Annotated in this window: 26 protein-coding genes; 17 read left to right on the top strand and 9 right to left on the bottom strand. The window is 71.7% G+C overall.

What is annotated here, in order from left to right:
* The first annotated feature begins 97 nt into the window (after positions 1-97).
* The 11 genes from K2224_RS12790 to K2224_RS12840 all read left to right on the top strand — a co-directional run bounded on the left by K2224_RS12790 (position 98) and on the right by K2224_RS12840 (position 10,281).
* A complete protein-coding gene (locus K2224_RS12790) occupies positions 98-1,447 on the top strand; it encodes an MraY family glycosyltransferase (RefSeq protein ID WP_221906678.1) in 1,350 nt (449 codons plus the stop codon).
* A 287-nt stretch (positions 1,448-1,734) separates the two neighbouring features.
* Entirely contained in the window at positions 1,735-2,172 is a 438-nt protein-coding gene (locus tag K2224_RS12795) for a hypothetical protein (RefSeq protein ID WP_221906679.1), read from the top strand.
* Between the two features lie 279 nt (positions 2,173-2,451).
* On the top strand, positions 2,452-3,246 hold the full coding sequence (atpB, locus tag K2224_RS12800) for a F0F1 ATP synthase subunit A (RefSeq protein ID WP_221909642.1): 795 nt from the start codon (positions 2,452-2,454) through the stop codon (positions 3,244-3,246).
* Positions 3,247-3,323: 77 nt separating this feature from the next.
* Positions 3,324-3,593, top strand: a complete 270-nt coding sequence (gene atpE / locus K2224_RS12805) for an ATP synthase F0 subunit C (RefSeq protein WP_221906680.1) — start codon at positions 3,324-3,326, stop codon at positions 3,591-3,593.
* Between the two features lie 43 nt (positions 3,594-3,636).
* Positions 3,637-4,200, top strand: a complete 564-nt coding sequence (locus K2224_RS12810) for a F0F1 ATP synthase subunit B (protein ID WP_221906681.1) — start codon at positions 3,637-3,639, stop codon at positions 4,198-4,200.
* Positions 4,197-5,012: a F0F1 ATP synthase subunit delta gene (locus K2224_RS12815; protein WP_221906682.1), complete on the top strand. Its 816-nt coding sequence runs from the start codon at positions 4,197-4,199 to the stop codon at positions 5,010-5,012. Before K2224_RS12810 ends, K2224_RS12815 begins: the two co-directional genes overlap by 4 nt.
* 209 nt (positions 5,013-5,221) lie before the next feature.
* Entirely contained in the window at positions 5,222-6,811 is a 1,590-nt protein-coding gene (gene atpA / locus K2224_RS12820; protein WP_221906683.1) for a F0F1 ATP synthase subunit alpha, read from the top strand.
* 20 nt (positions 6,812-6,831) lie between these two features.
* Positions 6,832-7,755, top strand: coding sequence for a F0F1 ATP synthase subunit gamma (locus K2224_RS12825; RefSeq protein ID WP_221906684.1), 924 nt, complete (start codon positions 6,832-6,834; stop codon positions 7,753-7,755).
* 5 nt (positions 7,756-7,760) lie between these two features.
* A complete protein-coding gene (gene atpD / locus K2224_RS12830) occupies positions 7,761-9,203 on the top strand; it encodes a F0F1 ATP synthase subunit beta (protein WP_221906685.1) in 1,443 nt (480 codons plus the stop codon).
* 108 nt (positions 9,204-9,311) lie between these two features.
* Positions 9,312-9,695 (top strand): F0F1 ATP synthase subunit epsilon, encoded by a 384-nt coding sequence (locus tag K2224_RS12835; RefSeq protein WP_018536084.1) that lies wholly within the window; start codon positions 9,312-9,314, stop codon positions 9,693-9,695.
* A gap of 142 nt (positions 9,696-9,837) precedes the next feature.
* Positions 9,838-10,281 (top strand): DUF2550 domain-containing protein, encoded by a 444-nt coding sequence (locus K2224_RS12840; RefSeq protein WP_221906686.1) that lies wholly within the window; start codon positions 9,838-9,840, stop codon positions 10,279-10,281.
* A 196-nt stretch (positions 10,282-10,477) separates the two neighbouring features.
* Here K2224_RS12840 and K2224_RS12845 read toward each other — a convergent pair whose 3' ends face one another.
* Together K2224_RS12845 and K2224_RS12850 are read right to left on the bottom strand one after the other, a co-directional pair.
* Entirely contained in the window at positions 10,478-11,167 is a 690-nt protein-coding gene (locus K2224_RS12845) for a response regulator transcription factor (RefSeq protein ID WP_221906687.1), read from the bottom strand.
* Positions 11,164-12,387, bottom strand: coding sequence for a sensor histidine kinase (locus tag K2224_RS12850; RefSeq protein WP_221906688.1), 1,224 nt, complete (start codon positions 12,385-12,387; stop codon positions 11,164-11,166). Before K2224_RS12850 ends, K2224_RS12845 begins: the two co-directional genes overlap by 4 nt.
* Positions 12,388-12,585: 198 nt before the next feature.
* On the opposite strand from K2224_RS12850, the gene K2224_RS12855 reads away from it, so the two are divergent.
* Positions 12,586-13,170 carry a hypothetical protein gene (locus K2224_RS12855; RefSeq protein ID WP_221906689.1) on the top strand — a complete coding sequence of 195 codons (585 nt, stop codon included), beginning with the start codon at positions 12,586-12,588 and terminating at the stop codon, positions 13,168-13,170.
* An 18-nt stretch (positions 13,171-13,188) separates the two neighbouring features.
* Here the strand turns inward: K2224_RS12855 and K2224_RS12860 are convergent, their stop codons facing one another.
* Entirely contained in the window at positions 13,189-13,761 is a 573-nt protein-coding gene (locus tag K2224_RS12860; RefSeq protein ID WP_221906690.1) for a cob(I)yrinic acid a,c-diamide adenosyltransferase, read from the bottom strand.
* A 375-nt stretch (positions 13,762-14,136) separates the two neighbouring features.
* On the opposite strand from K2224_RS12860, the gene K2224_RS12865 reads away from it, so the two are divergent.
* The 3 genes from K2224_RS12865 to K2224_RS12875 all read left to right on the top strand — a co-directional run bounded on the left by K2224_RS12865 (position 14,137) and on the right by K2224_RS12875 (position 18,628).
* Positions 14,137-14,985, top strand: a complete 849-nt coding sequence (locus K2224_RS12865; protein ID WP_221906691.1) for a 3-hydroxyacyl-CoA dehydrogenase family protein — start codon at positions 14,137-14,139, stop codon at positions 14,983-14,985.
* A 145-nt stretch (positions 14,986-15,130) separates the two neighbouring features.
* A complete protein-coding gene (locus K2224_RS12870; RefSeq protein WP_018536077.1) occupies positions 15,131-15,454 on the top strand; it encodes an STAS domain-containing protein in 324 nt (107 codons plus the stop codon).
* A gap of 405 nt (positions 15,455-15,859) precedes the next feature.
* On the top strand, positions 15,860-18,628 hold the full coding sequence (locus K2224_RS12875) for an ATP-binding protein (RefSeq protein WP_221906692.1): 2,769 nt from the start codon (positions 15,860-15,862) through the stop codon (positions 18,626-18,628).
* Between the two features lie 126 nt (positions 18,629-18,754).
* Here K2224_RS12875 and nucS read toward each other — a convergent pair whose 3' ends face one another.
* A complete protein-coding gene (gene nucS, locus K2224_RS12880) occupies positions 18,755-19,417 on the bottom strand; it encodes an endonuclease NucS (RefSeq protein WP_221906693.1) in 663 nt (220 codons plus the stop codon).
* Positions 19,418-19,669: 252 nt separating this feature from the next.
* On the opposite strand from nucS, the gene K2224_RS12885 reads away from it, so the two are divergent.
* Positions 19,670-20,062 (top strand): SCO5389 family protein, encoded by a 393-nt coding sequence (locus K2224_RS12885; protein ID WP_221906694.1) that lies wholly within the window; start codon positions 19,670-19,672, stop codon positions 20,060-20,062.
* Positions 20,063-20,172: 110 nt separating this feature from the next.
* Here K2224_RS12885 and K2224_RS12890 read toward each other — a convergent pair whose 3' ends face one another.
* Positions 20,173-21,222 (bottom strand): LLM class flavin-dependent oxidoreductase, encoded by a 1,050-nt coding sequence (locus K2224_RS12890; protein ID WP_221906695.1) that lies wholly within the window; start codon positions 21,220-21,222, stop codon positions 20,173-20,175.
* A gap of 188 nt (positions 21,223-21,410) precedes the next feature.
* Between K2224_RS12890 and K2224_RS12895 the strand changes: the two genes are divergently transcribed.
* On the top strand, positions 21,411-21,743 hold the full coding sequence (locus K2224_RS12895; protein ID WP_221906696.1) for an ATP/GTP-binding protein: 333 nt from the start codon (positions 21,411-21,413) through the stop codon (positions 21,741-21,743).
* A 5-nt stretch (positions 21,744-21,748) separates the two neighbouring features.
* Here the strand turns inward: K2224_RS12895 and K2224_RS12900 are convergent, their stop codons facing one another.
* From K2224_RS12900 to K2224_RS12915, 4 genes are all read right to left on the bottom strand, one after another.
* On the bottom strand, positions 21,749-23,044 hold the full coding sequence (locus tag K2224_RS12900) for an ABC transporter permease subunit (RefSeq protein ID WP_313904772.1): 1,296 nt from the start codon (positions 23,042-23,044) through the stop codon (positions 21,749-21,751).
* Positions 23,041-24,342, bottom strand: coding sequence for an ABC transporter ATP-binding protein (locus K2224_RS12905; RefSeq protein WP_221906697.1), 1,302 nt, complete (start codon positions 24,340-24,342; stop codon positions 23,041-23,043). Before K2224_RS12905 ends, K2224_RS12900 begins: the two co-directional genes overlap by 4 nt.
* 125 nt (positions 24,343-24,467) lie before the next feature.
* On the bottom strand, positions 24,468-25,241 hold the full coding sequence (locus K2224_RS12910) for an ABC transporter permease (RefSeq protein WP_221906698.1): 774 nt from the start codon (positions 25,239-25,241) through the stop codon (positions 24,468-24,470).
* 2 nt (positions 25,242-25,243) lie between these two features.
* A complete protein-coding gene (locus K2224_RS12915; RefSeq protein ID WP_221906699.1) occupies positions 25,244-26,278 on the bottom strand; it encodes an ABC transporter ATP-binding protein in 1,035 nt (344 codons plus the stop codon).
* Positions 26,279-26,311 lie beyond the last annotated feature (33 nt).

The following is a 26,311-nucleotide window of genomic DNA, read 5'->3' on the forward strand; positions in this document are numbered from 1 at the left end:
CGGCGGGGGCCCCGGCGTCCTCTCGGGTATTCCCCTGTGTTCACGGCCCGGGGGCGGACGCGCATAAGGTGTGGGGCTGTGATGGCCAGCTATCTCGATGGGGCAGCCCGTGCGTGAATACCTGCTGACGCTGTGCGTCACTGCCGCGGTGACCTACCTGCTGACCGGCCCGGTGCGGAAGTTCGCGATCGCCGCCGGTGCCGTGCCGGAGATCCGCGCCCGTGACGTGCACCGCGAGCCGACCCCCCGACTGGGCGGGATCGCGATGTTCGGCGGGCTGTGCGCGGGGCTGCTGGTCGCCGGGCACCTGACCAACCTCAAGAGCGTCTTCGAGACCAACGAGCCCCGGGCGCTGCTCTCCGGCGCCGCGCTGATCTGGATCCTCGGCGTGCTCGACGACAAGTGGGGCGTGGACGCCCTGGTCAAGCTCGGCGGCCAGATGATCGCCGCGGGCGTGATGGTCCTCCAGGGGCTGACGATCCTCTACCTCCCGGTCCCCGGCATCGGCACCGTCGCGCTGACCCCCATGCAGGGCACGCTGCTGACCGTCGCGCTGGTCGTCATCACCATCAACGCGGTGAACTTCGTCGACGGCCTGGACGGCCTGGCGTCCGGCATGGTCTGCATCGCCGCCGCAGCGTTCTTCATGTACACGTACCGGCTCTGGTTCGGCTACGGCATCGAGGCCGCGGCGCCGGCCACGCTGTTCTCGGTCGTCCTGATGGGCATGTGCCTGGGCTTCCTGCCGCACAACATGCACCCCGCGCGGATCTTCATGGGCGACTCCGGCTCCATGCTGATCGGCCTGGTGATGGCGGCCGGCGCGGTCTCGCTGACCGGCCAGGTCGACCCCGACCTGCTCAACCAGAAGGCGGGCGGTCTGCGCGAGGCGACCCACGCGATGGTGCCGGTCTACATCCCGCTGCTGCTGCCGCTGACGATCATCGCGGTGCCGGTCGCGGACCTGATTCTGGCCATTGTGCGACGGACCTGGAAGGGCCAGTCGCCGTTCGCGGCGGACCGCGGGCACCTGCACCACCGCCTGCTGGAGATCGGTCACTCCCACAGCCGCGCGGTGCTGATCATGTACTTCTGGTCGGCGCTGATCGCGTTCGGCGCGGTGGCGTACTCGGCGAACGACGCCAGCATGTGGATCGTCCTGGGAATCGTGCTGCTCAGCGCCGTCGGCCTGGTGCTGCTCCTGCTGCCGCGCTTCACCCCGCGGGCCCCGCTGTGGGCCGAGCGACTGGTGCCGCCGCGCTACCGCCGGGTCGTCCGCGCGGTGGCCGGCACGGGCGCGCCGGCGGCGGAGGACGCGGGCGGCGCGGCCGACGGGGCGGCGGGCGAGGAGCGCCGGCCGGCCGTTCCGGCCGGGATCCACGGCGCCACGGCGATCGGCGACCGGTCACGCTTCGTGGACCGCCGGAAGGCGGGGAGTCATCGCTGAGGGGGGCCGAGGTCGCTCGAAAGTGCGCCGGGAATCGGGACGGTTGACCCCATATCAGACAAGTGACGGCCTGTCAGTGCACCTATGGGCGCTGTCACTCTCACGTGTGACAGGATCCACACGAACCAGGTAAAGACCTCATCAAATAGTTTGTGATACCGTTCACGAAACCCGGCGACAGAGCCGAAGGACCGTAGTGCGACGGCCCTTCGGCCTCAGGTTCTCCCTCAGGCCGGGTCTACGCTCGTCCCTGACGACACACCCCCACCCAATGCCGGAGCGCCACCATGCAGTCGAATGACGCCCGACTCCTTCTTCAAGCCGCCGTGCCCACCCTTGCCGTCGGCGCCGTCGCCGTCGCCGTGAGCGGTCTGGTCGCCGGTGCCACAGGAGCGATCGGCGGCGTCGTCGGCACCGTGCTGGTGGTGCTGGTGATGGGGGCCGGACTCTTCGTCCTGCAGCAGACCGCCAAGAAGCTTCCGCAGCTGTTCCAGATGATGGGCCTGCTGCTGTACACGGTGCAGATCCTGTTCGTGGCGGTGTTCCTCATCGCCTTCAAGGGCACAACTCTCTTCGACACCAAGGCATTTGCGTTCACCCTGCTCGCAGCCACCCTCGTGTGGATCGCCGCCCAGGCGCGCGGCCACATGAAGGCGAAGATCCTGTACGTGGATCCCGACTCCGCGAAGGCCGAGACGGCCGAGACGGCGGGGTCGCCGACGTGACACGTAGGGCCGAGATAAACGGCCTCATGCGGGCCTGCTATCGTCCGGTGCCAACTGCGGCGCTGCTGGCGCAGGCGGCTGAGCTCCCGGAGTCCACGAAGCGGACCGGGAAGTTCTCGCGGCCAATGCCTGTGATCCGGTCCGGCCCTGCGCCGACCAGCCGCCCCCCAATCCGTAAGACCAGTCCAGTGCCGCTCCGTGGCTCAACGCCGCGCCGACACAACGAGGTTGCCGTACCTATGCGCCACGCTGAAGGAGCTCGCGGTGAGTGCTGAAACGATGCTCGCCTTCGAGACCGACTGCCACATCTTTTCCGGGTGCGGTTTTGATGCTCCCGGGCTCCATAACTTTGTCTTCGAGCCGCTCTTCACCATCGGCGGATTCGAGTTCAACAAGCCGATGCTGCTGGCACTGCTCAGCACGGTCGTCGTGGTGTGGTTCTTCTGGGCTGCATTCGGCCGGGCGAAGGTGGTGCCCGGAAAGCTCCAGATGATCGGCGAGGCGGGCTACGACTTCGTCCGACGCGGACTCGTCTACGACGCGCTGGGGAAGAAGGAGGGCGACAAGTACGTCCCCTTCATGGTCTCGCTGTTCTTCTTCGTGTGGATCATGAACCTGTGGTCGATCATTCCGGTCGCCTCCTTCCCGGTGACCTCGATCATCGCGTTCCCCGCCGGACTGGCCGCGGTCGTCTACATCCTGTGGGTCTTCCTCACCTTCAAGAAGCACGGCTTCGTCGGCGCCTTCAAGAACTTCACCGGCTATGACAAGTCGCTCGGCTGGGTCCTGCCGCTGCTGATGGTCATCGAGCTGCTCTCGAACCTGATCATCCGGCCGTTCACCCACGCGGTACGACTCTTCGCGAACATGTTTGCGGGCCACCTGCTGATCGTGATGTTCACCGTCGCGAGCTGGTACCTGATGAACGGCATCGGCTTCGCCTACGCCGGCGCCTCGTTCGTCATGACCCTCCTGATGACGGCCTTCGAGCTGTTCATCCAGGCCATCCAGGCGTACATCTTCGTCCTTCTGGCCTGCAACTACGTCCAGGGCGCGCTCGCCGAGCACCACTGAGCACCCCGCCTCCCCATACCAACAGCTGTCCGGTGGCCAACCCCCACCGGTACGTGAAACGAGAAGGAAGTAACGGCATGTCCGCTGCTCTCGAGATGGTCAACCACCTCGCCGCCGCCGGCGACTCCGCCAAGACCACGGTGGTCGGCAACGTCGCGTCGATCGGTTACGGCCTCGCCGCCATCGGCCCCGGCGTCGGCGTCGGCATCATCTTCGGTAACGGCACCCAGGCCCTGGCCCGCCAGCCCGAGGCCGCCGGCCTGATCCGCACCAACCAGATGATGGGTTTCGCCTTCTGTGAGGCGCTCGCCCTGATCGGCATCGTCATGGGCTTCGTCTACAAGTAAACCGAAGCCGCATCGACTATCCATTCAGACGGAAGGCACTGATGTGAACGCCCTGAACTTGGCGGTGGAGGTTCCCGAGAACCCCCTCGTCCCGCCGATTCCAGAGCTTGTCATCGGCCTGATCGCTTTCTTCATCGTCTTCGGCTTCCTCGCCAAGAAGCTCCTCCCGAACATCAACAAGGTTCTGGACGAGCGCCGGGCGCAGATCGAAGGCCGTATCGAGGATGCCGAGGCGACCCAGGCCGAGGCGCAGCAGGTTCTCGCGGACTACCGGGCCCAGCTCGCCGACGCCCGCCACGAGGCCGCGCGTCTGCGCCAGGAGGCGCAGGAGCAGGGCGCGACGCTCATCGCCGAGATGCGCGCCGAGGGCCAGCGGCAGCGTGAGGAGATCATCGCCGCCGGCCACGCCCAGATCGAGGCGGACCGCAAGGCGGCCGCCCAGTCGCTGCGCCAGGACGTGGGCAAGCTCGCCACCGAACTGGCCGGCAAGCTCGTCGGCGAGTCCCTCGAGGACCACGCCCGGCAGAGCCGGACCATCGACCGCTTCCTCGACGACCTCGAGGCCAAGGCGGCGTCGGACGTGACGAAGGCTGAGGCCGGCCGATGAATGGAGCGAGCCGCGAGGCACTCGCCTCCGCACGCGAGCAGTTCAACGCGCTGACGGACAACACCTCCGTCGACGCCGCGAACCTCGCCGAGGAGCTGGCTGCCGTCACCGCTCTGCTCGACCGCGAGGTGTCGTTGCGTCGGGTCCTCACCGACCCGGCGCAGCCCGCCGAGGCGCGGGCCGAGCTGGCCCGGCGGCTGCTCGGCGGCCAGGTCGGCGAGGCCGCGCTCGACCTGGTGACCGGAATGGTCCGCGCCCGCTGGTCGCGCTCCCGCGACCTGCCGGACGCGATCGAGGAGCTGGCCTACAGCGCCGACCTCGTCGCGGCCCAGCGGGACGGACGGCTGGACGACGTCGAGGACGAGCTGTTCCGGTTCGGCCGGATCATCGCGTCCAGCGCCGAGCTCCGCCGCGCCCTCACCGACCGGAGCGCGACGGTCTCCGCCAAGACGGAGCTGCTGCACACGCTGCTGGGCGGCCGGGCCAACCCGGTCACCGAGCGGCTGGTGATCCGTCTTGTCGCACAGCCGCGGGGCCGTAGCCTGGAGGCAGGGCTCGACGCCCTCTCCAAGCTGGCGGCGGCCCGCCGGGACCGGATGGTCGCGGTGGTCACCTCCGCGGTGCCGCTCAGCGACGGACAGCGGCAGCGCCTCGGCGCGGCACTGGCCGCACTGTACGGACGGCAGATCCACCTGAACCTCGACGTGGACCCCGAGGTCCTCGGCGGCGTCCAGGTCCGGATCGGCGACGAGGTCATCAACGGGACCATCGCGGACCGCCTCGACGAGGCAGCCCGTCGGATGGCCGGCTGACCCAGCCACCAACTCAAGAGCTGCACACCCGGCGGCCGGACACCGGACCCGCCGGACCGACAGGTCCGGCCGTGGTCCGGACGACGCCCCGGAGAACAGCACAAGCACGACGGCGGCCCGAGTTGGGCCGTAAGCGGAAAGCCCGTGGGGGACGAGCCCCCGGACACCGCACGTAACTTCGGGCCCAACAAGGAGAGCAGGGAACCCAGATGGCGGAGCTCACGATCCGGCCGGAGGAGATCCGGGACGCACTGGAGAACTTCGTCCAGGCGTACAAGCCGGACGCGGCCTCGCGCGAAGAGGTCGGCACGGTCAGCGATGCCGGTGACGGTATCGCGCACGTCGAGGGCCTGCCCTCGACGATGGCGAACGAACTGCTGAAGTTCGAGGACGGCACCCTCGGCCTCGCGCTCAACCTCGAAGAGCGCGAGATCGGTGCGGTCATCCTCGGCGAGTTCAGCGGCATCGAGCAGGGCCAGCCGGTGCAGCGCACCGGCGAGGTGCTCTCGGTCGCCGTGGGCGAGGGCTACCTCGGCCGCGTCGTCGACCCGCTGGGCAACCCGATCGACGGCCTCGGCGAGATCGAGACCGAAGGCCGCCGCGCCCTCGAACTGCAGGCCCCCGGCGTCATGGTCCGCAAGTCGGTCCACGAGCCCATGGAGACCGGCTACAAGGCCGTCGACTCCATGGTGCCGATCGGCCGCGGCCAGCGTCAGCTGATCATCGGCGACCGCCAGACCGGCAAGACCGCCCTGGCCGTCGACACGATCATCAACCAGCGCGACAACTGGCGCTCCGGCGACCCGAAGAAGCAGGTCCGCTGCATCTACGTCGCCGTCGGCCAGAAGGGCTCCACCATCGCGTCCGTGCGCGGCGCGCTGGAGGAGGCCGGTGCCCTGGAGTACACCACCATCGTCGCCGCCCCGGCGTCCGACCCGGCGGGCTTCAAGTACCTCGCGCCCTACACCGGCTCGGCCATCGGCCAGCACTGGATGTACCAGGGCAAGCACGTCCTGATCATCTTCGACGACCTCTCGAAGCAGGCCGACGCCTACCGCGCCGTCTCCCTGCTGCTGCGCCGCCCGCCGGGCCGTGAGGCGTACCCGGGCGACGTCTTCTACCTGCACTCGCGTCTGCTGGAGCGCTGCGCCAAGCTCTCCGACGACATGGGCGCCGGCTCGATGACCGGTCTGCCGATCGTCGAGACCAAGGCCAACGACGTCTCGGCGTTCATCCCGACCAACGTCATCTCCATCACCGACGGCCAGTGCTTCCTGGAGTCGGACCTGTTCAACGCCAACCAGCGTCCGGCACTGAACGTCGGTATCTCGGTCTCCCGCGTCGGTGGTTCGGCCCAGCACAAGGCCATGCGCCAGGTCTCCGGCCGGCTCCGCGTGGACCTCGCCCAGTACCGCGAGCTGGAGGCGTTCGCCGCCTTCGGTTCCGACCTGGACGCGGCCTCGAAGGCCCAGCTGGGCCGCGGTCAGCGCATGACCGAGCTGCTCAAGCAGGACCAGTACGCGCCGATGGCCACCGAGGACCAGGTCATCTCCATCTGGGCCGGCACCAACGGCAAGATGGACGACGTGCCGGTCGCGGACATCCGCCGCTTCGAGCGCGAGCTCCTCGACCACCTCCGCCGGGAGAAGAAGGACCTGCTGACCAGCATCCGCGAGGGCGCCAAGATGTCCGACGACACCATCGGTGCCATCGCCGACGCGGTCGACGCCTTCAAGCGGCAGTTCGAGACCTCGGACGGCAAGCTGCTCGGCGAGGACACCCCGGCCTCCGGCAAGTGACGACGGAAGGGACCTGATCCATGGGAGCCTCGCTCCGGATCTACAAGCGTCGCATCCGCTCCGTCTCCGCGACCAAGAAGATCACCAGGGCGATGGAGATGATCGCCGCCTCGCGCGTCGTCAAGGCGCAGCGCCAGGTGGCGGCATCGACGCCGTACGCCAGTGAACTGACCCGCGCGGTGACCGCGGTTGCCACGGGTTCGAACACCCAGCACCCGCTGACCACCGAGACCGAGAAGGCGTCCCGGGCCGCGCTGCTGCTCATCACGAGCGACCGCGGTCTGGCCGGTGCCTACTCCTCCAACGTCATCAAGGCCGCGGAGGCGCTCACCGAGCGCCTCAAGGCCGAGGGCAAGGAGGTCGACACCTACATCGTCGGCCGCAAGGGTGTGTCGTACTACGGCTTCCGCGAGCGGAAGGTCGTGGAGTCGTGGACCGGCTTCACCGACAGCCCGAACTACGGCGACGCCAAGAAGGTCGCCGCCCCGCTGATCGAGGCGGTCCAGAAGGACACCGCCGAGGGCGGGGTGGACGAACTCCACATCGTCTACACCGAGTTCGTCTCGATGATGACGCAGAACGCTTTGGACGACCGTCTGCTGCCGCTGTCCCTGGACAAGGCCGCCGCGGAAGAGTCCGAAGAGAAGTCCAAGGGCGAGATCCTCCCGCTCTACGACTTCGAGCCGTCGGCCGAGGACGTCCTGGACGCCCTGCTGCCGCGGTACGTGGAGTCGCGGATCTACAACGCGCTGCTGCAGGCCGCCGCCTCCAAGCACGCCGCCACCCGGCGTGCGATGAAGTCGGCGACCGACAACGCGGAAGACCTCATCAAGTCGCTCTCGCGGCTTGCCAATGCGGCCCGCCAGGCCGAAATCACCCAGGAAATCAGCGAGATCGTCGGCGGCAGTGCCGCACTGGCCGACGCGACCGCGGGGAGTGACTGACAACTATGACCACCACTGTTGAGACGGCCGCTGCCACGGGCCGCGTCGCCCGGGTCATCGGCCCGGTCGTCGACGTGGAGTTCCCCGTCGACGCGATGCCCGACATCTACAACGCGCTGACCGTCGAGGTCGCCGACCCCGCCGAGGCCGGTGCCACCAAGACCCTCACGCTCGAGGTCGCGCAGCACCTCGGCGAGGGCCTCGTCCGGGCGATCTCCATGCAGCCCACCGACGGCCTGGTCCGCCAGGCCACGGTGACCAACACCGGCAACGGCATCACCGTTCCGGTCGGTGACATCACCAAGGGCAAGGTGTTCAACACCCTCGGCGAGATCCTCAACAAGCCGGAGGCGGCTTCCGAGGTCACCGAGCGCTGGGCGATCCACCGCAAGGCCCCGTCCTTCGACCAGCTCGAGTCGAAGACCGAGATGTTCGAGACCGGCATCAAGGTCATCGACCTGCTGACCCCGTACGTCAAGGGCGGCAAGATCGGTCTGTTCGGTGGCGCCGGTGTCGGCAAGACCGTTCTGATCCAGGAAATGATCTACCGCGTGGCCAACAACCACGACGGTGTGTCGGTGTTCGCCGGTGTCGGCGAGCGCACCCGTGAGGGCAACGACCTCATCGAGGAGATGACCGACTCCGGCGTCATCGACAAGACCGCGCTGGTCTTCGGTCAGATGGACGAGCCCCCGGGCACCCGTCTGCGCGTCGCGCTGGCCGGCCTCACCATGGCCGAGTACTTCCGCGACGTCCAGAAGCAGGACGTGCTGTTCTTCATCGACAACATCTTCCGCTTCACCCAGGCCGGTTCCGAGGTCTCGACCCTGCTCGGCCGGATGCCCTCCGCGGTGGGCTACCAGCCGAACCTGGCCGACGAGATGGGTCTCCTCCAGGAGCGCATCACCTCGACCCGCGGTCACTCGATCACCTCGATGCAGGCGATCTACGTCCCCGCGGACGACCTGACCGACCCGGCGCCGGCGACCACCTTCGCCCACCTGGACGCGACCACCGTTCTCTCGCGTCCGATCTCGGAGAAGGGCATCTACCCGGCGGTCGACCCGCTGGACTCGACGTCCCGGATCCTGGACCCGCGCTACATCTCGCAGGACCACTACAACTGCGCCTCGCGCGTGAAGTCGATCCTGCAGAAGTACAAGGACCTCCAGGACATCATCTCCATCCTGGGTATGGACGAGCTCAGCGAGGAGGACCGGCTCACGGTCTACCGCGCCCGCCGGATCGAGCGCTTCCTCTCCCAGAACACCCACGTGGCGAAGCAGTTCACCGGTGTCGACGGTTCGGACGTGCCGCTGGACGAGTCGATCGCGGCCTTCAACGCGATCGCCGACGGCGAGTTCGACCACTTCCCGGAGCAGGCGTTCTTCATGTGCGGTGGTCTCGAGGACCTCAAGAAGAACGCCAAGGAGCTTGGCGTCTCCTGACCCGTGCTCCCGGACCGGGGGCGGCCCTGGCCGTCCCCGGCCCGTACGACCACTAGTATTTGACCCAACATCTGCCACACCAGGCAGGTGGAGACCCGAGGAGCCATCGTGGCTGAGCTGCACGTCGAGTTGGTCGCCGCGGACCGGCAGGTCTGGTCCGGCGAGGCCAGCCTGGTCGTCGCGCGCACCTCGTCGGGCGACATCGGCGTCATGCCCGGACACCAGCCGCTGCTCGGCGTGCTGCAGTCGGGCCCGGTGACGATTCGTACGACCGGGGAGAGCGGGGACGGCACCGTCGTCGCCGCGGTGCACGGCGGCTTCATCTCGTTCGCCGACAACAAGCTGTCTCTGCTCGCGGAGATCGCCGAGCTGTCGGACGAGATCGATGTCCAGCGTGCGGAGCGGGCACTGGAGCGGGCGAAGTCGGATGCTGACGCAGCCGCCGAGCGCCGCGCCGACGTCCGGCTGCGCGCGGTGGCGGGCGCTCACTGAGCTCCGTCACCGACGAGATCGATCCTCAGCCGCGGGCTGCCCGGACTTCCGGAGCGGTCCGCGGCTGAGGCAATGCAGGTGCGTTTCCCTGCCCCGGACCCCGTCCGGGGCCACCCCCACCGAGGCGAGGAGGTCGGTCGAGATGGTCCTCGCTCTGCTTGTGAGCGGCGCGGTCGTGCTGCTGGTCCTGCTGGGGCTGTTCGTCTTCGGACTGAGACGACGGCTCATCCAGCGACCCGGCGGCACCTTCGACTGCAGCCTGCGCTGGAACGTGCCGGAGGACGAGCCCAGCGGCAAGGGCTGGATCTACGGCGTGGCGCGGTACAACGGCGACCGGATCGAGTGGTTCCGGGTGTTCTCGTACGCGCCCCGGCCCCGTCGCCTGCTGGAGCGCTCCGCCATCGAGGTGCTGGCGCGCCGCACCCCGCAGGGCGAGGAGGAGCTCGCGCTGCTCTCCGACTCCATCGTGCTGGCCTGCGCCCATGGCGGCATCCGCGTCGAACTGGCGATGAGCGAGGACGCCCTCACCGGCTTCCTCGCCTGGCTGGAGGCGGCCCCACCCGGACAGCGGGTGAACGTGGCGTGAGGGACTGAGAAGGGGCGAGCAGGGTCGGTCGGGGCGTGCGGCGACCCGGAATATTTCTCCGCCGCTCGGCCGTTGTGGCCCCGCAGGGGGGCGTCGCGACCCCTACGGGATCCGTTCGGGTGGCCCCTACGGCACCCCCGCCCCCCCCGAGCCAGCCCCCACGACGCCAGTCTCTTCTCACCGCGCACAGCCCCCTTCACGGCGCCTCCACCCCCAACTCCTGGGCCAGTACGGCCGCTTGGAGGCGGCTGCGGAGCGCCAGCTTGTTCAGCAGCCGGCTGACGTGGGTCTTCACGGTGGCCTCGGCCATCGCCAGGCGCAGCGCGATATCGGCGTTCGACAGGCCCTCGCCCAGGCATCCCAGCACCTCCCGCTCGCGCGGTGTCAGCGTGTCCAGGACCGCCGGGTCCGGGGCCGTCCGGTCCCGTGACCGCCGGGCCGCCGGCCGCGCCCGGGCGAACTCGGCGAGCAGCCGCCGGGTCACCGCCGGCGCGATCAGCCCCTCGCCGGCCGCCACCGTGCGCACCGCGCCGAGCAGCGTCGGCGCGTCGCTGTCCTTGAGCAGAAAGCCCGCGGCGCCCGCGCGCAGCGCGCCGAAGACGTACTCGTCCAGGTCGAAGGTGGTCAGCACCAGGACGTCGGCCAGCCCCTCCTCGGTGATCCGGCGGGTGGCCGAGACCCCGTCCAGCCGCGGCATCTGGATGTCCATGAGGACGAGGTCGGGGCGCAGCGCCTCGGCCAGGCGGACCGCCTCCTCGCCGTCCAGGGCCTCCCCGGCGACCTCGATGTCGGGCGCGGACCCCAGGATGAGGACCAGCCCGGCCCGTACGGCGGACTGGTCCTCGGCGACCAGGACCCGGACGGGCCGCTCGGCGGCACCGGTCATCGTTGCTCTCCCTCCCCGGCGGCGGGCAGTGCTGCCCGGACCAGCCAGACGCTTCCGTCCGGCCCGCCTTCCGGGCCGGCGTCGAACTCCCCGCCCAGCAGGGCGATCCGCTCCCGCATACCGACCAGGCCGGCCCCGGAACCGGGTGCGCGCGGCCCCGGCCGGTCGGCGTACGGGCTGCGGACGGTGACGGCGAGTGCCCCGCCGGGACCGTCGGCGATCCGCACCCGGACCTCGCCGGGCGCGGCGTGCTTGAGCGCGTTGGTCAGCGACTCCTGGACGATGCGGTACGCCGCCAACTCGACCGGTGCGGGCGGCCGTTCAGCGCCCGCACCAGCCGCCCGGCGGTCGTCGTCGAGGACGAACTCCAGGCCGCTGGCGGCGCCGTTGGCACGGGCCTGGGCGATCAGGGCTTCCAGCCCGTCGAGGGTGGGGGTGGCCGCCGGCTCCTCCCCGGCGTTCGCGTCCCGCAACAGGCCGATGAGCCTCCGCATTTCGGCCAGGCCCTGGACGCTGTTCTCGCGGATCACGCCGAGCGCGGCACGGGTCGCGGCGGGCTCGTCGAGGGTCTGCGCGGCGGTGGCGTGGATGGCGATCGCGGACAGGTGGTTGGCGACCAGGTCGTGCAGTTCCCGAGCCATCCGGGCGCGTTCGCCGGCCACCGCCTGGGTGCGGTCCATCTCGGCCAGCAGCGCGGTCTGTTCGGCCCGCAGCCGGGCGGTCTGCGCGGCGTCCCGGTGGTTGCGGATGATCAGGCCGGTCCACGCCGGGGCCACCGTGACCAGCGCGATGCCGATGCCGATCAGCAGCACCTGCGGGTTGTGCCAGAACGCCGCCGTCACGGCCGTGGCCAGCACCGACACCAGTTCCGAGGCGAGTGGGATCCGGCGGGCCGCGGCCGGTGGGCCGTAGAGCACCGCGGCGTAGACGACGTCGGTGAACATCAGGACGGTGGCGATCAGGGTGCCGGTGCAGAAGTCCAGTGCCAGCGCCGGTACGGCGAGGGCCAGCGCGGCCAACGGAGCGGTCCGGCGGAGGAGTTCGGCCCCGGCCATGACGGTCAGTGCGAGCAGGTTCAGCGACGCGGGCAGGCCGAGCAGCGGCGGCCCGCCGTGCAGGTGCAGCGCCCGCAACAGCACCCCGCTGGCCAGGCCGCCGCCGGCGATGAGCACGTCGTGGCGGCGCGGGCGTCCGGGGGCGGCGAGGGCTCTGGCGGTCACCCCTCCATCCAACACGGCGCCGGCGCGCTCCGCCGCCACCCCGCGGACCAGGCCGACTACATCGAAAGATGCAGCACCGGATCGTCGTCGCCGGTGACGTTCCGGGCGCCGGTGGCTGGGACGCTGGACGAGGTCGCTCCGCTCGGCGGGAGCCCCGGAAACGCCCGGGGCGCGGGGCGGCCGGAGAGGAGAGTCACCGTGGTCGTCACACTGATCATCGCCTGCGAGGTCGGCTTCTGGGTGCTGCTCGTCGCGGGTCTGGCGCTGCGCTATCTGGCGCGGATGCCGAGGACCGGGGCGGTGGTGCTGCTGCTGGAACCGCTGCTGGAACTGGCGCTGCTGGTCGTCACCGCGATCGACCTGAAGAACGGCGCCACCGCGGACTGGAAGCACGGCCTGGCCGCCCTCTACATCGGCTACACCGTCGCCTACGGCCACTACACGATCACATGGGTGGACGTGCACGTCGCGCACCGCTTCGCCGGCGGCCCGCCCCCGGTCAAACGCTACGGCCGGGACGCCCTCACGCACGAGGCGAAGCTGTGGCTGCGCACGGTGCTGATGGCCGCGGTGGCGGCGGCACTGCTGCAGGGCGCGATCTGGTACGTCGGCGGTGACGGCGACGTCTCGTCGCTGCGCAGCTGGCAGGGGACCGGCCTGCGCATCGTGGCGATCCACGCCGTGATCGTGCTGACGTATCTCATCTGGCCGAAGAAGGCCCCCAAGGACCGGACCGCGCCGGAGGAGTCGCCGGCCCGGCCCCGGGAGAAGAGCGTCCGCTGAGGCGGGGGCGGCGGGGCTTCAGCGCTCGCCGCCCGGTACCCACAGCACGTCCCCGGTCTCCTTGTTGGCCGTCCGGGCCAGGATGAACAGGAGGTCCGAGAGGCGGTTGAGGTAGGTGGCGGTGAGTGCGTTCATGGTCTCGCCGTGCTCCTCCAGGGCCGCCCAGGTGGAGCGTTCGGCCCGGCGGACGACGGTGCACGCCTGGTGGAGCAGGGCGGCGCCGGGGGTGCCGCCGGGGAGGATGAAGCTGCGCAGCTTCTCCAGCCCTTCGAGGAAGCGGTCGCAGTCCGCTTCCAGCTTGTCGACGTAGGACTGCTCGACGCGCAGCGGCGGGAACTTGGGGTTCTCCACGACGGGCGTCGCGAGGTCGGCGCCGACGTCGAAGAGGTCGTTCTGCACCCGCAGCAGCACCGCGGTGATCTCCTCCGGCAGCGCACCGAGGGCCAGCGCCACGCCGATCGCCGCGTTGGCCTCGTTGGCGTCCGCGTACGCCGCGATGCGGGCGTCGGTCTTGGCGGTCCGGCTCATGTCGCCGAGCGCGGTGGTGCCCTTGTCTCCGGTACGGGTGTAGATGCGGGTCAGATTCACCATACGAGCGAGACTACGCCGCGGCCCGGCGGAAGACCCGGCCGCGGGCCCTTCGCGGAGGGCAGCACCGCGGGCTCCGCCCAGGCGTTCGTCGTGTGGGACGGGACGGGACGGGACGGGACGGTGCCGGCGCCCGGCGGAAAGCCCCTCAACTACGTGCCGGGGGCGGCGGGCTGACGGCCTTCCGGGTGCCCGCCGCAACCCGCGGCTGTGATGTCCGTCATGGAAGAGAGGCGCTGCGGCCCGAAGGGCCTCGTTGGGGGGTGGCGGTCGGGTGACGGGTGGGAGTGACGCGCATCTCTTCCCCGCCAATCGATCGCCGGTGACCGCTAACGTCACTGGGGACCGTCAAATGCACAGGGTGTGAGGGGACAAGCAGTGGCAAAGAAGCTTGCCGTCATCGGCGCCGGACTGATGGGTTCCGGGATCGCGCAGGTCTCGGCCCAGGCCGGCTGGGACGTCGTCCTCCGTGATGTGACGGACGAGGCGCTGGCCCGCGGCAAGGGCGGCATCGCGGCCTCCTACGAGAAGTTCGTGGCCAAGGGCAAGCTGGAGGCGGCCGCCGCCGAGGACGCGCTGGGCCGCATCACCACCACCACCGACCTGGACGCGGTCGCCGACGCGGACGTCGTCGTGGAGGCGGTCTTCGAGAAGGTCGAGGTCAAGCGGGAGATCTTCCAGGCGCTGGACAAGCTCGCCAAGGAAGACGCGGTGCTGGCCTCCAACACCTCCGCGATCCCGATCACCAAGATCGCCGCGGCCACCTCCCGGCCCGAGCGGGTGGTCGGCACCCACTTCTTCTCGCCGGTGCCGATGATGCAGCTCTGCGAGCTGGTCCGCGGCCACAAGACCAGCGACGAAACCCTCGCCGCCGCCCGGGAGTTCGCCGAGTCGGTCGGCAAGACCTGCATCGTGGTCAACCGCGACGTGGCCGGCTTCGTCACCACCCGGCTGATCTCGGCGCTGGTCGTCGAGGCCGCCAAGCTCTACGAGTCGGGCGTGGCCAGCGCCGAGGACATCGACATCGCCTGCCGGCTGGGCTTCGGCCACGCGATGGGGCCGCTGGCCACCGCCGACCTGACAGGCGTCGACATCCTGCTGCACGCCACCGAGAACATCTACACCGAGTCCCAGGACGAGAAGTTCGCCCCGCCGGAGATCATGCGCCGCATGGTGGACGCCGGCGACATCGGCCGCAAGAGCGGCCAGGGCTTCTACACCCACTGATACCGCGTCAGGGCTGTACCCCGACGGGTCACCCGCCGGGGTGATTTCGGTATCGGTTCGCTTACAGACGGCAACTTCGCCGTATGAGAGGCAGTCAGATCGGTAGACGACAATGCACCACAACCCATGACATCGGGGAGCGCATATGCACATCAGGGGCGACCACGCCGAGCTGGTCGTCGGGGGCCGACTCGACGTCCGCAGCGCGGCGGACGCCCGCACGGCCCTGCACGCCGCCGTGGACTCCGGCCGGGGTGATCTGGTGCTGGACCTGACCGAGCTGGATTCGTGGGACGCCACCGGCCTCGGCGTGATCATGGGCGTGCACCGCCGGGCCGGCCGCAACAACCGCCGGCTGGTGCTGCGCGGGGTGCCGCCGCAGATGCAGCGGCTGCTGGTCGCCACCCGGCTGCACCGCATCCTCGCCATCGAGGGCGGGATCGAGGCGGAGTCGCTGCCCCGGGTGTGACCGGGCGCGACCGGCCGTGACCGGGTGCGCCGGGTGCGCCCGGGTGTGCTCGGCTGCGAGGAGTGGGGTGGCGGGGCGGGGGTGGCGCCCCGCCCCGTCCTGTGGTCCGGCCCCGCCGCGGCCGGACCGGGGAACCGGTCGGGGAATCGGTCGGGGAACGGATCGGAGGGGCCGGGCGAAATACGGCAAGGCGCGCATTCCAGTCGATCTGTGTTGTTCCCCTCAAGGTGCCACCCCGGTCGTGCCCCGGGCCCGGGATCGGTCTATGGTTCGGTTGTCCGCCGTGTGTCATCATCCGCGGCGGCGCACCGGACCAGACGCGACGGCTGAGGAGATCCGCCGGAGCCGGGGCAGTGCGGACGGCCGGAAGCACCGACGGCACGCACATTCTGGAGAGCTTGCAGCATGGACCCGAACACCCACCCGGGCCCCGAGGAGCACGGCGAGCAGGCCGGCACGGCCGGTCCGCCGGCTCCCGAGTCGGCCGGCCGTCCCGCCGGATCCGGCGGCCTCGCCCGCGTCGTCCGGCTCGTCTCGGGCAACTACCTCGTCACCGTCAACCCCGTCGACGGCTGCGAGATACAGCCCTGCCCGCCCGGTGAGCGCCCCGCTCCGCCCGAGAAGCTCGACGCCGAGGAGCGCGCGGCCGCGGCCCGCGCCGCCCAGCCGCCGGTGCCCTCCGGACCGGTCTCGTTCGCCGGCCACGAGATCCCCCTCGAAGAGCGCGACGAGGACATCGCCCGGCTGGAGCGGCTGCTCACCCGCGGCCGCTCGGTACGCGTCACCGGCCCCGCCGGCTCCGGCCGGACCCGGCTGCTGGACGCCGTCGCGGACCGCGTCGGCGAGCTCGCCCCGGACGGCGTGGTGCGGCTCTCCGGCTACCACCGCACCGTCACCGACGTCCTGTACGCCCTCTTCGCCGCGGTCCACCGGGCCCCGCAGCACCGCCCGGAGCGGCCCGAGCTGCTGCGTCTGCTCGGCGGCGTCGGCGCGATCGTCGTCCTGGACGACCTGGAGTTCGGCGGTGCCGCGCTCGACGAGCTGCTGGACGCCACCCCCGAGTGCGCCTTCCTCCTCGCCGCCACCCCCGACGTCCCCGCGCCCAGCGCCGGCGCGCACGTCGAGGAGGTCTTCGTCGGCGGGATCGGCAAGGACGCCGGCCGGCGGCTGCTGGAGCGCGCCCTGGACCGGCCGCTCACCAAGGACGAGGCGGCCTGGGCCGCCGACCTGTGGTTCGAGTCCGAGGGGCTGCCGCTGCGGTTCGTCCAGGGCGCCGCTCTGCTGCGCCAGCGCGACAAGGCCCGGACCGCACCGGGCGCCCTCGACGACGGCTACGGCCTCTTCCCCGAGGACGGCACGGCCGACCCGGAGCAGCGCCCCGAGGTCCCGCTGCCGGCCGTCGGCGAGGCCGCCGCGCCCGCCCCGCTGCTCGCCGAACGGCTCGGCGTCGCCGCCCAGGAGACCCTCCGCTTCGCGGTCGCCCTCAACGGCGAACTGCCGCACCAGGCGCATCTGCCGGCCCTCACCCAGGACACCCACGCCGACGCCGCCCTGGGCGAGCTGCTCGGCTGCGGTCTGATCAGCCCGGCCGGCGGGCACTACCGCCTCGCCGCCACCGTCCAGGAACAGCTCACCGCCGCCGGTTACGCCGAGGACGCCGCCGCCCGGGCGCACACGGCGGCCCAGCACTACGCCTGGTGGGCCGGTCACCCCTCGGTCACCCCCGAGCGGGCCGCCGCCGAGTCCGACGCGGTGCTGGCCGCCATGGGCGTGCTGACCGGCAGCCGGGAGAGCGGCCACCCGGCCGCCGCGGTGCTGCTGGCCCGCACCGCCGCGCCCGCGTTCGCCGCGGCGCTGCACTGGAGCGCCTGGGAGCGCAGCCTGCGGCACGGCCAGGAGGCCGCCCGGCTGGCCGGCGAGGTCGCCGAGGAGGCGTACTTCCACCACGACCTGGGCGTGCTCGCGCTGTGCAGCGGCAACGTCGACCGGGCGCGCGCCGAGCTGGAGGCGTCCATCGGGCTGCGCGGGGTGCTCTCCGACCGCGACGGTGCGATCGCCGGGCGGCGGGCCCTCGCCCTGGTCATCGACCGGTCCCGGGCCGCCGCCGCGAACGCGCCGACGACGCTGCTGGCGGCCGTCGCTCCCGCGTCCGGTGACGCCGGGGCCGCCGCGGACGGCGCGGACGCGTCGGAGCCCCGCGACCCGGCTGCCGGACCGGCCGGCGAGGCGTCGCCCGACGCCGTCTCGACCGCCAAGCTCCACGCCGTCGCCCGCCCGGAGGGGACGGCCGGCACGGTCAGCGCCCGGACCGCCGCCGACCTGACCAGCCCGTTCGACCAGGCCGGATCGGCCGCGCCGCAGGAGACCACCGCGGCGCTCCCGTTCGCCAAGGCGGGCCAGACGGGCAACGCGGGCAAGGCGGCGGGGCAGGCGGGGAAGGCCGCGCACGGCGCCCACGCCGCGAAGTCCGGCCCGGCCGGCGCCGGCGGGGGACTCGCGCGCGGCATCCGCCGCACCGGCCGCCGCAACCTCGTCGCGGTCGCCGCCGGAGTGGTGCTGGCCGGTGTGCTCGGCACCGTCGTCACCCTCGGCATGACCTCCGACAACTCCGGCCCGCACGACGACAAGGTCACCACCGACCAGTCCCCGGCGGCCGGCGGCGACGGCCAGGAGCCGGCCCAGGAGCCCGGCACCGGCGCCGGCCTGCCACCCACCGGCTCCGGCACCACCCGGCCCGGTACCCCCGGCACCCCCGGCCACCGGGGCGGCACCTCGCCGTCCGCCCCCGGCACCACCGGCGCCCCCAGCGGCCCCGGCACCCCGACCGGTGGCCCGACCTCGACCACCGGCAACCCCACCGGCGGCCCCACCTCGCCCACCGGCAACCCGACCCACCCCACCCACAAGCCCACCGGCACCCCCACCCACCCCACGCCGACCCAGCACCCCACCGACACCCCGACCGGCCCCACCCCGACCGACAAGCCTACGGACACCCCGACCGGCGAGCCGCCGACGACATCCGGCGGCAGCTCGGGCGGCAGCCCGTCCGGCAACAACTCCGCGGTGGCGCCGTCCACCAGCAACGGGAGCGCCGACGACACCGGCGCGCCGGCCACGGGCCAGTCGGCATCCGGCCAGTCGGCATCAGGCCAGGGCACCCCGGCCGGCTGACGCCACCGGAGCCCCGTAGGCCCCACCCGGCACCCGACGCAACGCGCGACGGCCCGGTACGGACCGCCCGCCGAAGAGGCGGACGACTTCCGTACCGGGCCGTCGCGGTGCGGCCGGCGCGACCGGTCAGAACAGCCGCAGCTTGTCGTCCTCGATGCCGCGCAGCGCGTCGTAGTCCAGCACCACACAGCCGATGCCGCGGTCGGTGGCCAGCACGCGGGCCTGCGGCTTGATCTCCTGAGCTGCGAAGACGCCCTTCACCGGGGCCAGGTGCGGGTCGCGGTTGAGGAGTTCGAGATAGCGGGTGAGCTGCTCCACGCCGTCGATCTCGCCGCGCCGCTTGATCTCGACGGCGACGGTCTGGCCGTCGGCGTCCCGGCACAAGATATCCACCGGGCCAATGGCAGTGGGGTATTCACGCCGAATAAGCGAGTAGCCCTCGCCCAGTGTCTCGATCCGGTCGGCGAGCAGCTCCTGGAGGTGGGCCTCCACGCCGTCCTTGATGAGCCCGGGGTCCACACCCAGCTCGTGCGAGGAGTCGTGCATGACCTCCTCCAGGGTGATGATGAGCTTCTCGCCGCCCTTGTTCTCCACCGTCCAGACGCTGCCGTCACCCTCCTTGAGGGAGCAGGGCGGGGACATCCAGTTGAGGGGCTTGTAGGCCCGGTCGTCCGCGTGGATGGACACGGACCCGTCCGCCTTCACGAGGATGAGGCGGGGCGCGGAGGGCAGATGGGCGGTGAGCCGGCCCGCGTAGTCCACGGAGCAACGGGCAATGACGAGACGCATGGTGCGCCACGCTACTCGAATCGGGGCCGCCGACGCGATTCGCCCCCGCACCGGGGTCTCTTTACGGCGGAAACCCCCGCACCCCCGGCGCCCGGGCATGGCCGGTTGTATGTGCAATCTCCTGGTGCGGGCCCCTTGCGCGGCATACCGTTGACGCGGGGGGTCGTGAGGCGAACACGCTGTGTCGCGAATTCCCCTTGTCCCATCCATGAGGCCCCGCCTGTTCCGACGGGGCCGCGAGAGGAGAACCTCATGTCGCTCGACGTCTCACCGGCCCTCCTCGAACAGGCCGAGCGAGGCGAGGTCGACGAAGCCGCGTTTGTCGACTGCGTCCGGACTTCCCTGCCCTACGCGTGGGGGATGATCAGCTCTCTGGTGGACCGGCTGAAGGCGGACGGCGGAGAGTTCGCCGACAACCAGACGCCGCCGCCGGACGAGCAGGCGCGCGGCCAACTGCTCCGCGCACTGGCGAGCAACGCCATCCGCGGCTCGTTGGAGCGTCACTTCGGTGTGCGCCTCGCCTTCCAGAACTGCCACCGGGTCGCGGTCTTCCCGCTCGACCCGGCCGTCGACGACCGGCTGGCCCGCTTCACGTCCATCCGCGGTCAGTTGCTGAACCAGTCGCCCGAACTCCGCGACTGCTGATCGGAGTTGCTGCCGCTGAGCGGGCCGGCCGGAGCACCCTCCGGGGTCGTGCACCGGCGGCAGCACCACCGACCAGCCGGGTCCCGCACCCCGCTCCCGCCCCGGCGGGGTCACCCCAACTGCGGCAGCACCTCGGCGCCCAGCCGCCGGACGTTCTCCTCCGTGGCCGCCAGATCCCCCGAGCCCTCCACCAGCAGCGCGAACCGCCTGATGCCCGTACGCTCCGCCGTCGCCGCCAGCCGGTCCGCGCACAACTCCGGGGTGCCGACCGGGTGCAGCGCGCACAGCAACTCCGTGTACGCCAGCGGATCGCGCATCGACCGATACCGGCCGTCGACCGTCACATGCGCCCCCAGGCCCTGCCGCAGCCAGCCCGGCATCGCCTTCGTCAGCGTCTCCACCGCGGCCGCCCGGTCGTCCGCGACCTGCACCACGCCCGCCGAGACGTGCTCCGCCGCGGCCACCTCGACCGGATCCCGGCCGGCCTCCAGCGCCGCCGCCCGCCACAGCGCGACCATCTCCGCCTTCTCCTCGTCGCCGCAGTGCATCCCCAGCAGCATCGGCAGCCCGCGGACCGCGGCCAGCCGGACCGAGGACGGGGAGGTGCACGCCACCACCACCGGCGGACCGGCCAGCAGCCCGTCCGGGTCGTCCGGGTCGGTCAGCGCCTCGGCCGACCGCGGCACCACCGCCACCTCCCGGAACGCATAGCGCTCGCCGCGCGCCCCCACCCGCGGCTCGCGCAGCCACCGCAGCAGCAGGTCCAGCGACTCCGGGAAACCGCGGTCGTACGCCGCCAGACCGGAGCCGAAGACCTCCAGATCCACCCAGGGACCACCCCGGCCGACCCCGAGCGTGAACCGCCCCTCCGACGTCAGGTGCAGCAGCGCCGCCTGCTCGCCGAGCGCCACCGGATGCTGGGTCGGCAGCACACTGACCGCCGTCCCGACCCCGATCCGGCTCGTCCGCCCCAGCAGCAGCGCGGCCAGCGTCGCCGCCTGCGGGCAGACCCCGTACGGGACGAAGTGGTGTTCGGCGAGCCAGACTTCGTGGAGTCCGGACTGCTCCGCTACCTCCGCGGAACGCACCGCGCGGTGCAGTGCCTCCCCCTGCCCCTGACCGGGGAACTGGGCGGCCAGGATGAAAGCCCCTACGCGCATCGCTCTCTGCCTCCTTGCAGCCGACGCGACCCCCCCTCACCCGGCAACAACGGGCGACACGTGCCCAGGGCACGGCCTGACGCGAAATTTCCAGATCATCGCAGAAACGTGACGGCGGGCGTCTGCCCCTGACCGTGCCGCGTACGCTGGTGACAGCCTGTGACCCCCTCAACCTGCCGAGGTGTGCCGTGTCCCCGCGCCGAAACCGCCAACGCGGTGCGAACCGCCCCGACCACCCAGCCCGCGCGGATCACGCGGGGCTCGGCCGCTACGGACTGGAGACCACCGAGGAGTGGCGCGGCGAGGACTGGGTGGTCCGGCCGGTCGGCGCCGCCGGCGCGGCCAAGCACTACCGCTGCCCCGGCTGCGACCAGGAGATCCCGCCCGGCGTCCCGCACGTCGTCACCTGGCCCCGGCACGGCGACGTCGACGACCGCCGGCACTGGCACAAAGCCTGCTGGAACGCACGGAACCGCCGGAGCGCACGGCTCCAGCGGTCCCGTAATGCCCCCAGATACTGAGGACGTCACACGTCGCGCCGCTCCTGGACGACGAAGGCGGCGCCCAGCGCGACCGCGGCGACGCCGGTCAGGATCCCCAGCGGCCCCCAGCCCTGCGGGCCTTCACCGGTGCCGAGGAACGGCATGCCGTACAGCGTCGCCAGCGCGTTGGGCACCGAGTACGTGATCAGCCCCTTGGCGAGCCACTGCAGACTCGACGAGCCGAGCATGAACACCGCGAGCAGCATCGGCAGCAGGACCACCCCGAACATGGCGCTGATGGCGCCCGCGGAGTGCCGCAGCAGCGAGCCCACCGCCATGGCCAGCAGGCCGAGCATCGAGACGTACAGTCCGGCGCCCACCGTGCAGCGCAGCCACTCGTCGAGCGTCGGCTCCCGGCTGTCCAGCATGCCGGACAGGGCGAGCGTCACCAGCGTGGTGGTGAGCGTCGTGATCACGAAGGCGAGCAGGAAGAAGACGATCGCCTTGGCGGCGAGCACCCGGGCCCGGCTGGGGCAGGCGGTCATGGTGGTCCGGATCATCCCCGTCCCGTACTCGGAGGAGATCACCAGGACGCCGAGCGGGATGATGCACAGGGTGCCCAGCAGGACGCTGAAGAAGCCGTAGGAGATGCCGAGGCCGACGCGGTGGCCCGACAGGGCGGTGGCGGTCAGCAGGCCGATGCCGACGATCAGGGCCACCATCACGCCCAGCGTCCACATCGTCGAGCGCACCGAACGGATCTTGGTCCACTCTGCGGCCAGCGCATGGCCCAGGTGGGTCGGGCGGACGGGTATCGGGGAGACGTAACCAGCCCCGGCCGCCTGCCAGTTGGGCGTGGCGGGCGGCTGCTGCGGGTGCGGCGGCTGCTGCTGCGGGGCCGGTGCCTGCGGCGGCTGCTGGGGCTGCTGCGCCTGCTGGGGCTGGGGCTGGGGCTGCGACGCGGGGACGGTGAGCATCATCGTGCCGGGCTCGTTGCCCGACCTGCCCGGCCCGTGCGCCGACAGCGGCCGCGGCTCGGGGTGGCCACCGGCCGGCGGCTGCGCCTGGAGCAGCATCGTGCCGGCCTCCTTGGCGGGCCCGGGCCCGGGCTGCGGCTGCGCCTGCAGCATCATCGTCCCCGCCTCCCCGGCGGACGGGGAACCCCCCTGCTCGAACGGGGTCGAGGGCTCGGGGGAGGGCTGCTGCGGCGCCGGCTGTCCGGCGGCCGGCTGCGGCGACGCGGGCGGCATCGGCCCGGCGGTGGGCGGCATCGGCTGCCCACCGGACTCCGGCGCGGGCTGCGGCTGCGGCTGGGGCTGCGGCTGCTGAGGGCTGGTCATCGAACGTCCTGGGTGTGCGGCGTGGGCTGGTCGACGGATGAGGGTCCCCCCTGCTCGAACGGAGTTGAGAGCTTGGGGGCGGTGGGCGGTACCGGCGGCTGGGCCGGCGGCTGCTGCCCGTACGGGTGCGGTGCGCCGTACGGAGCGGGTGCCCCGTACGGGTGACCCTGCTGCGGCGGCACGGGAGCGCCCGGCACCGGGGCGGCCCCGGCGGGCTGCCCGTACGCGCCCGGCTGCGCATACTGCGGTGGCGCGGACACCCCGGGCGGCATCTGGCCCGGCCCGCCCGGCTGCCCCGGCAGATACCCCTGCGGCCCCTGGGGAGCGGCGCCCGGCGGCGGATAACCGGCCGGCGCCGGCTGGAAACCGGCCCGCTGGTCCGCCGTCGACCGGTAGTCGACGGCCGCCTGCGTCATCCGCATGTACGCCTCCTCCAGCGACGCCTGGTGCGGCGACAGCTCCCACAGCCGGACATCGGCCGTGTGCGCCAACTCGCTGATCCGCGGCAGCGGCAGCCCCGTCACCCGCAGCGCACCGTCCGCCTCCGGCTCCGCCCGACCGCCCGCCTCGGCGACCGCCGCGAGCAGCTTCTCGCGCTGCTCCGGCGCACCGTCCGGCGTCCGCACCCGGGCGAAGTCCGCGGAGTTGGCCGAGATGAAGTCCTTCACCGGCATGTCCGCGAGCAACTGCCCCCGGCCGATCACGATCAGGTGCTCGGCGGTCAGCGCCATCTCGCTCATCAGGTGCGAGGAGACGAAGACCGTACGGCCCTCCGCCGCCAGCTGCTTCATGAGGTTCCGCACCCACAGGATGCCCTCCGGGTCCAGTCCGTTGACCGGCTCGTCGAAGAGCAGCACCTGCGGATCGCCGAGCAGCGCCGCGGCGATCCCCAGCCGCTGGCCCATGCCCAGCGAGAACCCCTTCGACCGGCGGCCGGCCACGTCCTGCAGACCGACCACCCCCAGCACCTCGTCGACCCGCCGGGCCGGGATCCCGGACAGCTGCGCCAACGACAGCAGATGCGCCCGCGCACTGCGCCCGCCGTGCACCGCCTTGGCATCCAGCAACGCACCCACCTGGCGCGGCGCGTTGGGGGTCTGCCGGAACGGGCGGCCGCCGATCGTGGCGCGGCCCGACGTCGGGGCGTCGAGGCCCAGGATCATCCGCATCGTCGTCGACTTGCCGGAGCCGTTGGGCCCCAGAAAGCCGGTGACGGTGCCCGGACGCACCTGGAACGACAGGTTGTGCACGGCCGTCTTGGGCCCGTAGCGCTTGGTCAGGCCGACTGCCTCGATCATTCTCCGCCCCTCGCGAGATGGTCGGGGCAGAGGCGCCCTCGTGCCCCCGTGAGGGTTATGAGGCTATCGGGGCGTTGACGGTTCCCGCCAAAGCGCGGCGCGACGGCCGACGGCCCGCGGAGCCGTCAGGCGTCCCGCCGGTTCAACAACAGGCAGCCCACCAGCAACGCGGCCACCGTCCACCCCACCATGATCGCGAAACCGCCCCACGGCCCGTACGGCGCATCGTCCCCGACCTGCGGCACCACCTGCATGATCCGCGAACCCGCCTGGTCCGGGAGATAACGGCCGACCTTCCGGGTCGCCGAGACGTTCCCGAGGATGTTGGACACCAGGAAGAAGAACGGCATCAGGATGCCGAGCGACAACATCGGACTGCGCAGCATCGTGGCCACCGCCATCGAGAACAACGCCATCATCGTCATGTACAGCCCGCCGCCCACCACCGCCCGCAGCACCCCCGGATCACCCAGGTACGCCCGGTGCTCGCCCAGCGCCGCCTGCCCCACGAAGAACGTCGCGAAGCTCGTCACCATCCCGACCGCCAGGACCAGCGCGGTGGCCACCGTCAGCTTGCAGAAGAGGAACACCCCGCGCCGCGGCACCGCCGACAGCGACGCCCGGATCATCCCGGTGCTGTACTCGTTCGACACCACCAGCACCCCGAACACGATCATCGCCAGCTGCCCCAGCCCCATCCCGGCGAAGCTGACGTTCGTCGGATCGAAGGCGACCCTCCGCGCGTCCGGCATCGAGTCGAAGTCCTTCCGGGCCAGCGTGCAGATCAGCACGCCCACCACGAGCGTCACCGCCACCGCCACGCCCAGCGTCCACACCGTCGACCGCACCGACCGGATCTTCGTCCACTCCGACCGCAGGACCTGCCCGACCACCGCCATCCTCAGCTCCTCCTCCGCTGCCAGCCCTGCCCCCGACCGCCCGGCGGCGGCCCACCCGAGAACGCCCCCTGCGGCACCGCCGGCCGCGCCGGCCCCCCGCCCGGCCGCACCCCGCCCGGCCCGCCCGGCCCGGCCCGATGCGCGTGGTACTGCACCGCCCCCGCCGTCAACTGCATGAACGCCTCCTCCAACGACGCCTGTTGCGGACTCAGCTCGTGCAACACCAGCCGATGCGCGGCCGCCAGCTCACCCAGCCGCTCCGCCGGCACCCCGTCCACCTCCACCGCGCCCTCCGGCCCCGCCACCGCCCGGACGCCCTCCCCGTACAGCACATCCAGCAACCGCTCCCGCTCCGGACACCGCAGCCGCACATACGACCGCGAGTTCTCCCGGATGAACTCCGCCATCGACGTGTCCGCCAACAGCCGCCCCTGCCCGATCACCACCAGATGCTCCGCCGTCAACGCCATCTCGCTCATCAGATGCGACGACACGAACACCGTCCGCCCCTGCGCGGCGAGCGTCTTCATCAGATTCCGGATCCACTGGATGCCCTCCGGATCCAGCCCGTTGACCGGCTCGTCGAACATCAGGATCCGCGGATCGCCGAGCAGCGCCGCCGCGATCCCCAACCGCTGCCCCATCCCCAGCGAGAACCCCTTCGACCGCCGCCGCGCCACCGACGTCAACCCCACCAGATGCAGCACCTCCGCCACCCGCGACGGCGGCAGGCCGTTGCTCTGCGCCAGACACCGCAGATGGTTCACCGCACTCCGGCCACCGTGCATCGCCCGGGCGTCCAGCAACGCCCCCACGCACGTCAGCGGATTCCGCAACTCCCGGTAGCGCCGGCCCTCGATCCGCACCGAACCGGCCGTCGGATTGTCCAGACCGAGCACCATCCGCATGGTGGTGGACTTCCCCGCACCATTGGGGCCGAGAAAGCCGGTGACGATACCCGGCCGCACGGTGAACGTCAGCCCGTCCACCGCGACCGTGTCGCCGTAGTGCTTCGTCAGCCCCGCCAACTCGATCATGTACAGCACGCTAGGGGCGCCCCCGGACCCCCG

It is taken from the genome of Streptomyces sp. BHT-5-2, from assembly GCF_019774615.1.
Lineage (GTDB): Bacteria > Actinomycetota > Actinomycetes > Streptomycetales > Streptomycetaceae > Streptomyces.

What these genes read in the sequence shown, in the direction of transcription:
- K2224_RS12790 (WP_221906678.1), top strand. Translation starts at nt 98, where the DNA reads ATGGGGCAGCCCGTGCGTGAATACCTGCTGACGCTGTGCGTCACTGCC.
- K2224_RS12795 (WP_221906679.1), top strand. Translation starts at nt 1,735, where the DNA reads ATGCAGTCGAATGACGCCCGACTCCTTCTTCAAGCCGCCGTGCCCACC.
- atpB (WP_221909642.1), top strand. Translation starts at nt 2,452, where the DNA reads ATGCTCGCCTTCGAGACCGACTGCCACATCTTTTCCGGGTGCGGTTTT.
- atpE (WP_221906680.1), top strand. Translation starts at nt 3,324, where the DNA reads ATGTCCGCTGCTCTCGAGATGGTCAACCACCTCGCCGCCGCCGGCGAC.
- K2224_RS12815 (WP_221906682.1), top strand. Translation starts at nt 4,197, where the DNA reads ATGAATGGAGCGAGCCGCGAGGCACTCGCCTCCGCACGCGAGCAGTTC.
- atpA (WP_221906683.1), top strand. Translation starts at nt 5,222, where the DNA reads ATGGCGGAGCTCACGATCCGGCCGGAGGAGATCCGGGACGCACTGGAG.
- K2224_RS12825 (WP_221906684.1), top strand. Translation starts at nt 6,832, where the DNA reads ATGGGAGCCTCGCTCCGGATCTACAAGCGTCGCATCCGCTCCGTCTCC.
- atpD (WP_221906685.1), top strand. Translation starts at nt 7,761, where the DNA reads ATGACCACCACTGTTGAGACGGCCGCTGCCACGGGCCGCGTCGCCCGG.
- K2224_RS12840 (WP_221906686.1), top strand. Translation starts at nt 9,838, where the DNA reads ATGGTCCTCGCTCTGCTTGTGAGCGGCGCGGTCGTGCTGCTGGTCCTG.
- K2224_RS12845 (WP_221906687.1), bottom strand. Translation starts at nt 11,167, where the DNA reads ATGACCGGTGCCGCCGAGCGGCCCGTCCGGGTCCTGGTCGCCGAGGAC.
- K2224_RS12860 (WP_221906690.1), bottom strand. Translation starts at nt 13,761, where the DNA reads ATGGTGAATCTGACCCGCATCTACACCCGTACCGGAGACAAGGGCACC.
- K2224_RS12870 (WP_018536077.1), top strand. Translation starts at nt 15,131, where the DNA reads ATGCACATCAGGGGCGACCACGCCGAGCTGGTCGTCGGGGGCCGACTC.
- K2224_RS12875 (WP_221906692.1), top strand. Translation starts at nt 15,860, where the DNA reads ATGGACCCGAACACCCACCCGGGCCCCGAGGAGCACGGCGAGCAGGCC.
- nucS (WP_221906693.1), bottom strand. Translation starts at nt 19,417, where the DNA reads ATGCGTCTCGTCATTGCCCGTTGCTCCGTGGACTACGCGGGCCGGCTC.
- K2224_RS12885 (WP_221906694.1), top strand. Translation starts at nt 19,670, where the DNA reads ATGTCGCTCGACGTCTCACCGGCCCTCCTCGAACAGGCCGAGCGAGGC.
- K2224_RS12890 (WP_221906695.1), bottom strand. Translation starts at nt 21,222, where the DNA reads ATGCGCGTAGGGGCTTTCATCCTGGCCGCCCAGTTCCCCGGTCAGGGG.
- K2224_RS12900 (WP_313904772.1), bottom strand. Translation starts at nt 23,044, where the DNA reads ATGACCAGCCCTCAGCAGCCGCAGCCCCAGCCGCAGCCGCAGCCCGCG.
- K2224_RS12905 (WP_221906697.1), bottom strand. Translation starts at nt 24,342, where the DNA reads ATGATCGAGGCAGTCGGCCTGACCAAGCGCTACGGGCCCAAGACGGCC.
- K2224_RS12910 (WP_221906698.1), bottom strand. Translation starts at nt 25,241, where the DNA reads ATGGCGGTGGTCGGGCAGGTCCTGCGGTCGGAGTGGACGAAGATCCGG.
- K2224_RS12915 (WP_221906699.1), bottom strand. Translation starts at nt 26,278, where the DNA reads ATGATCGAGTTGGCGGGGCTGACGAAGCACTACGGCGACACGGTCGCG.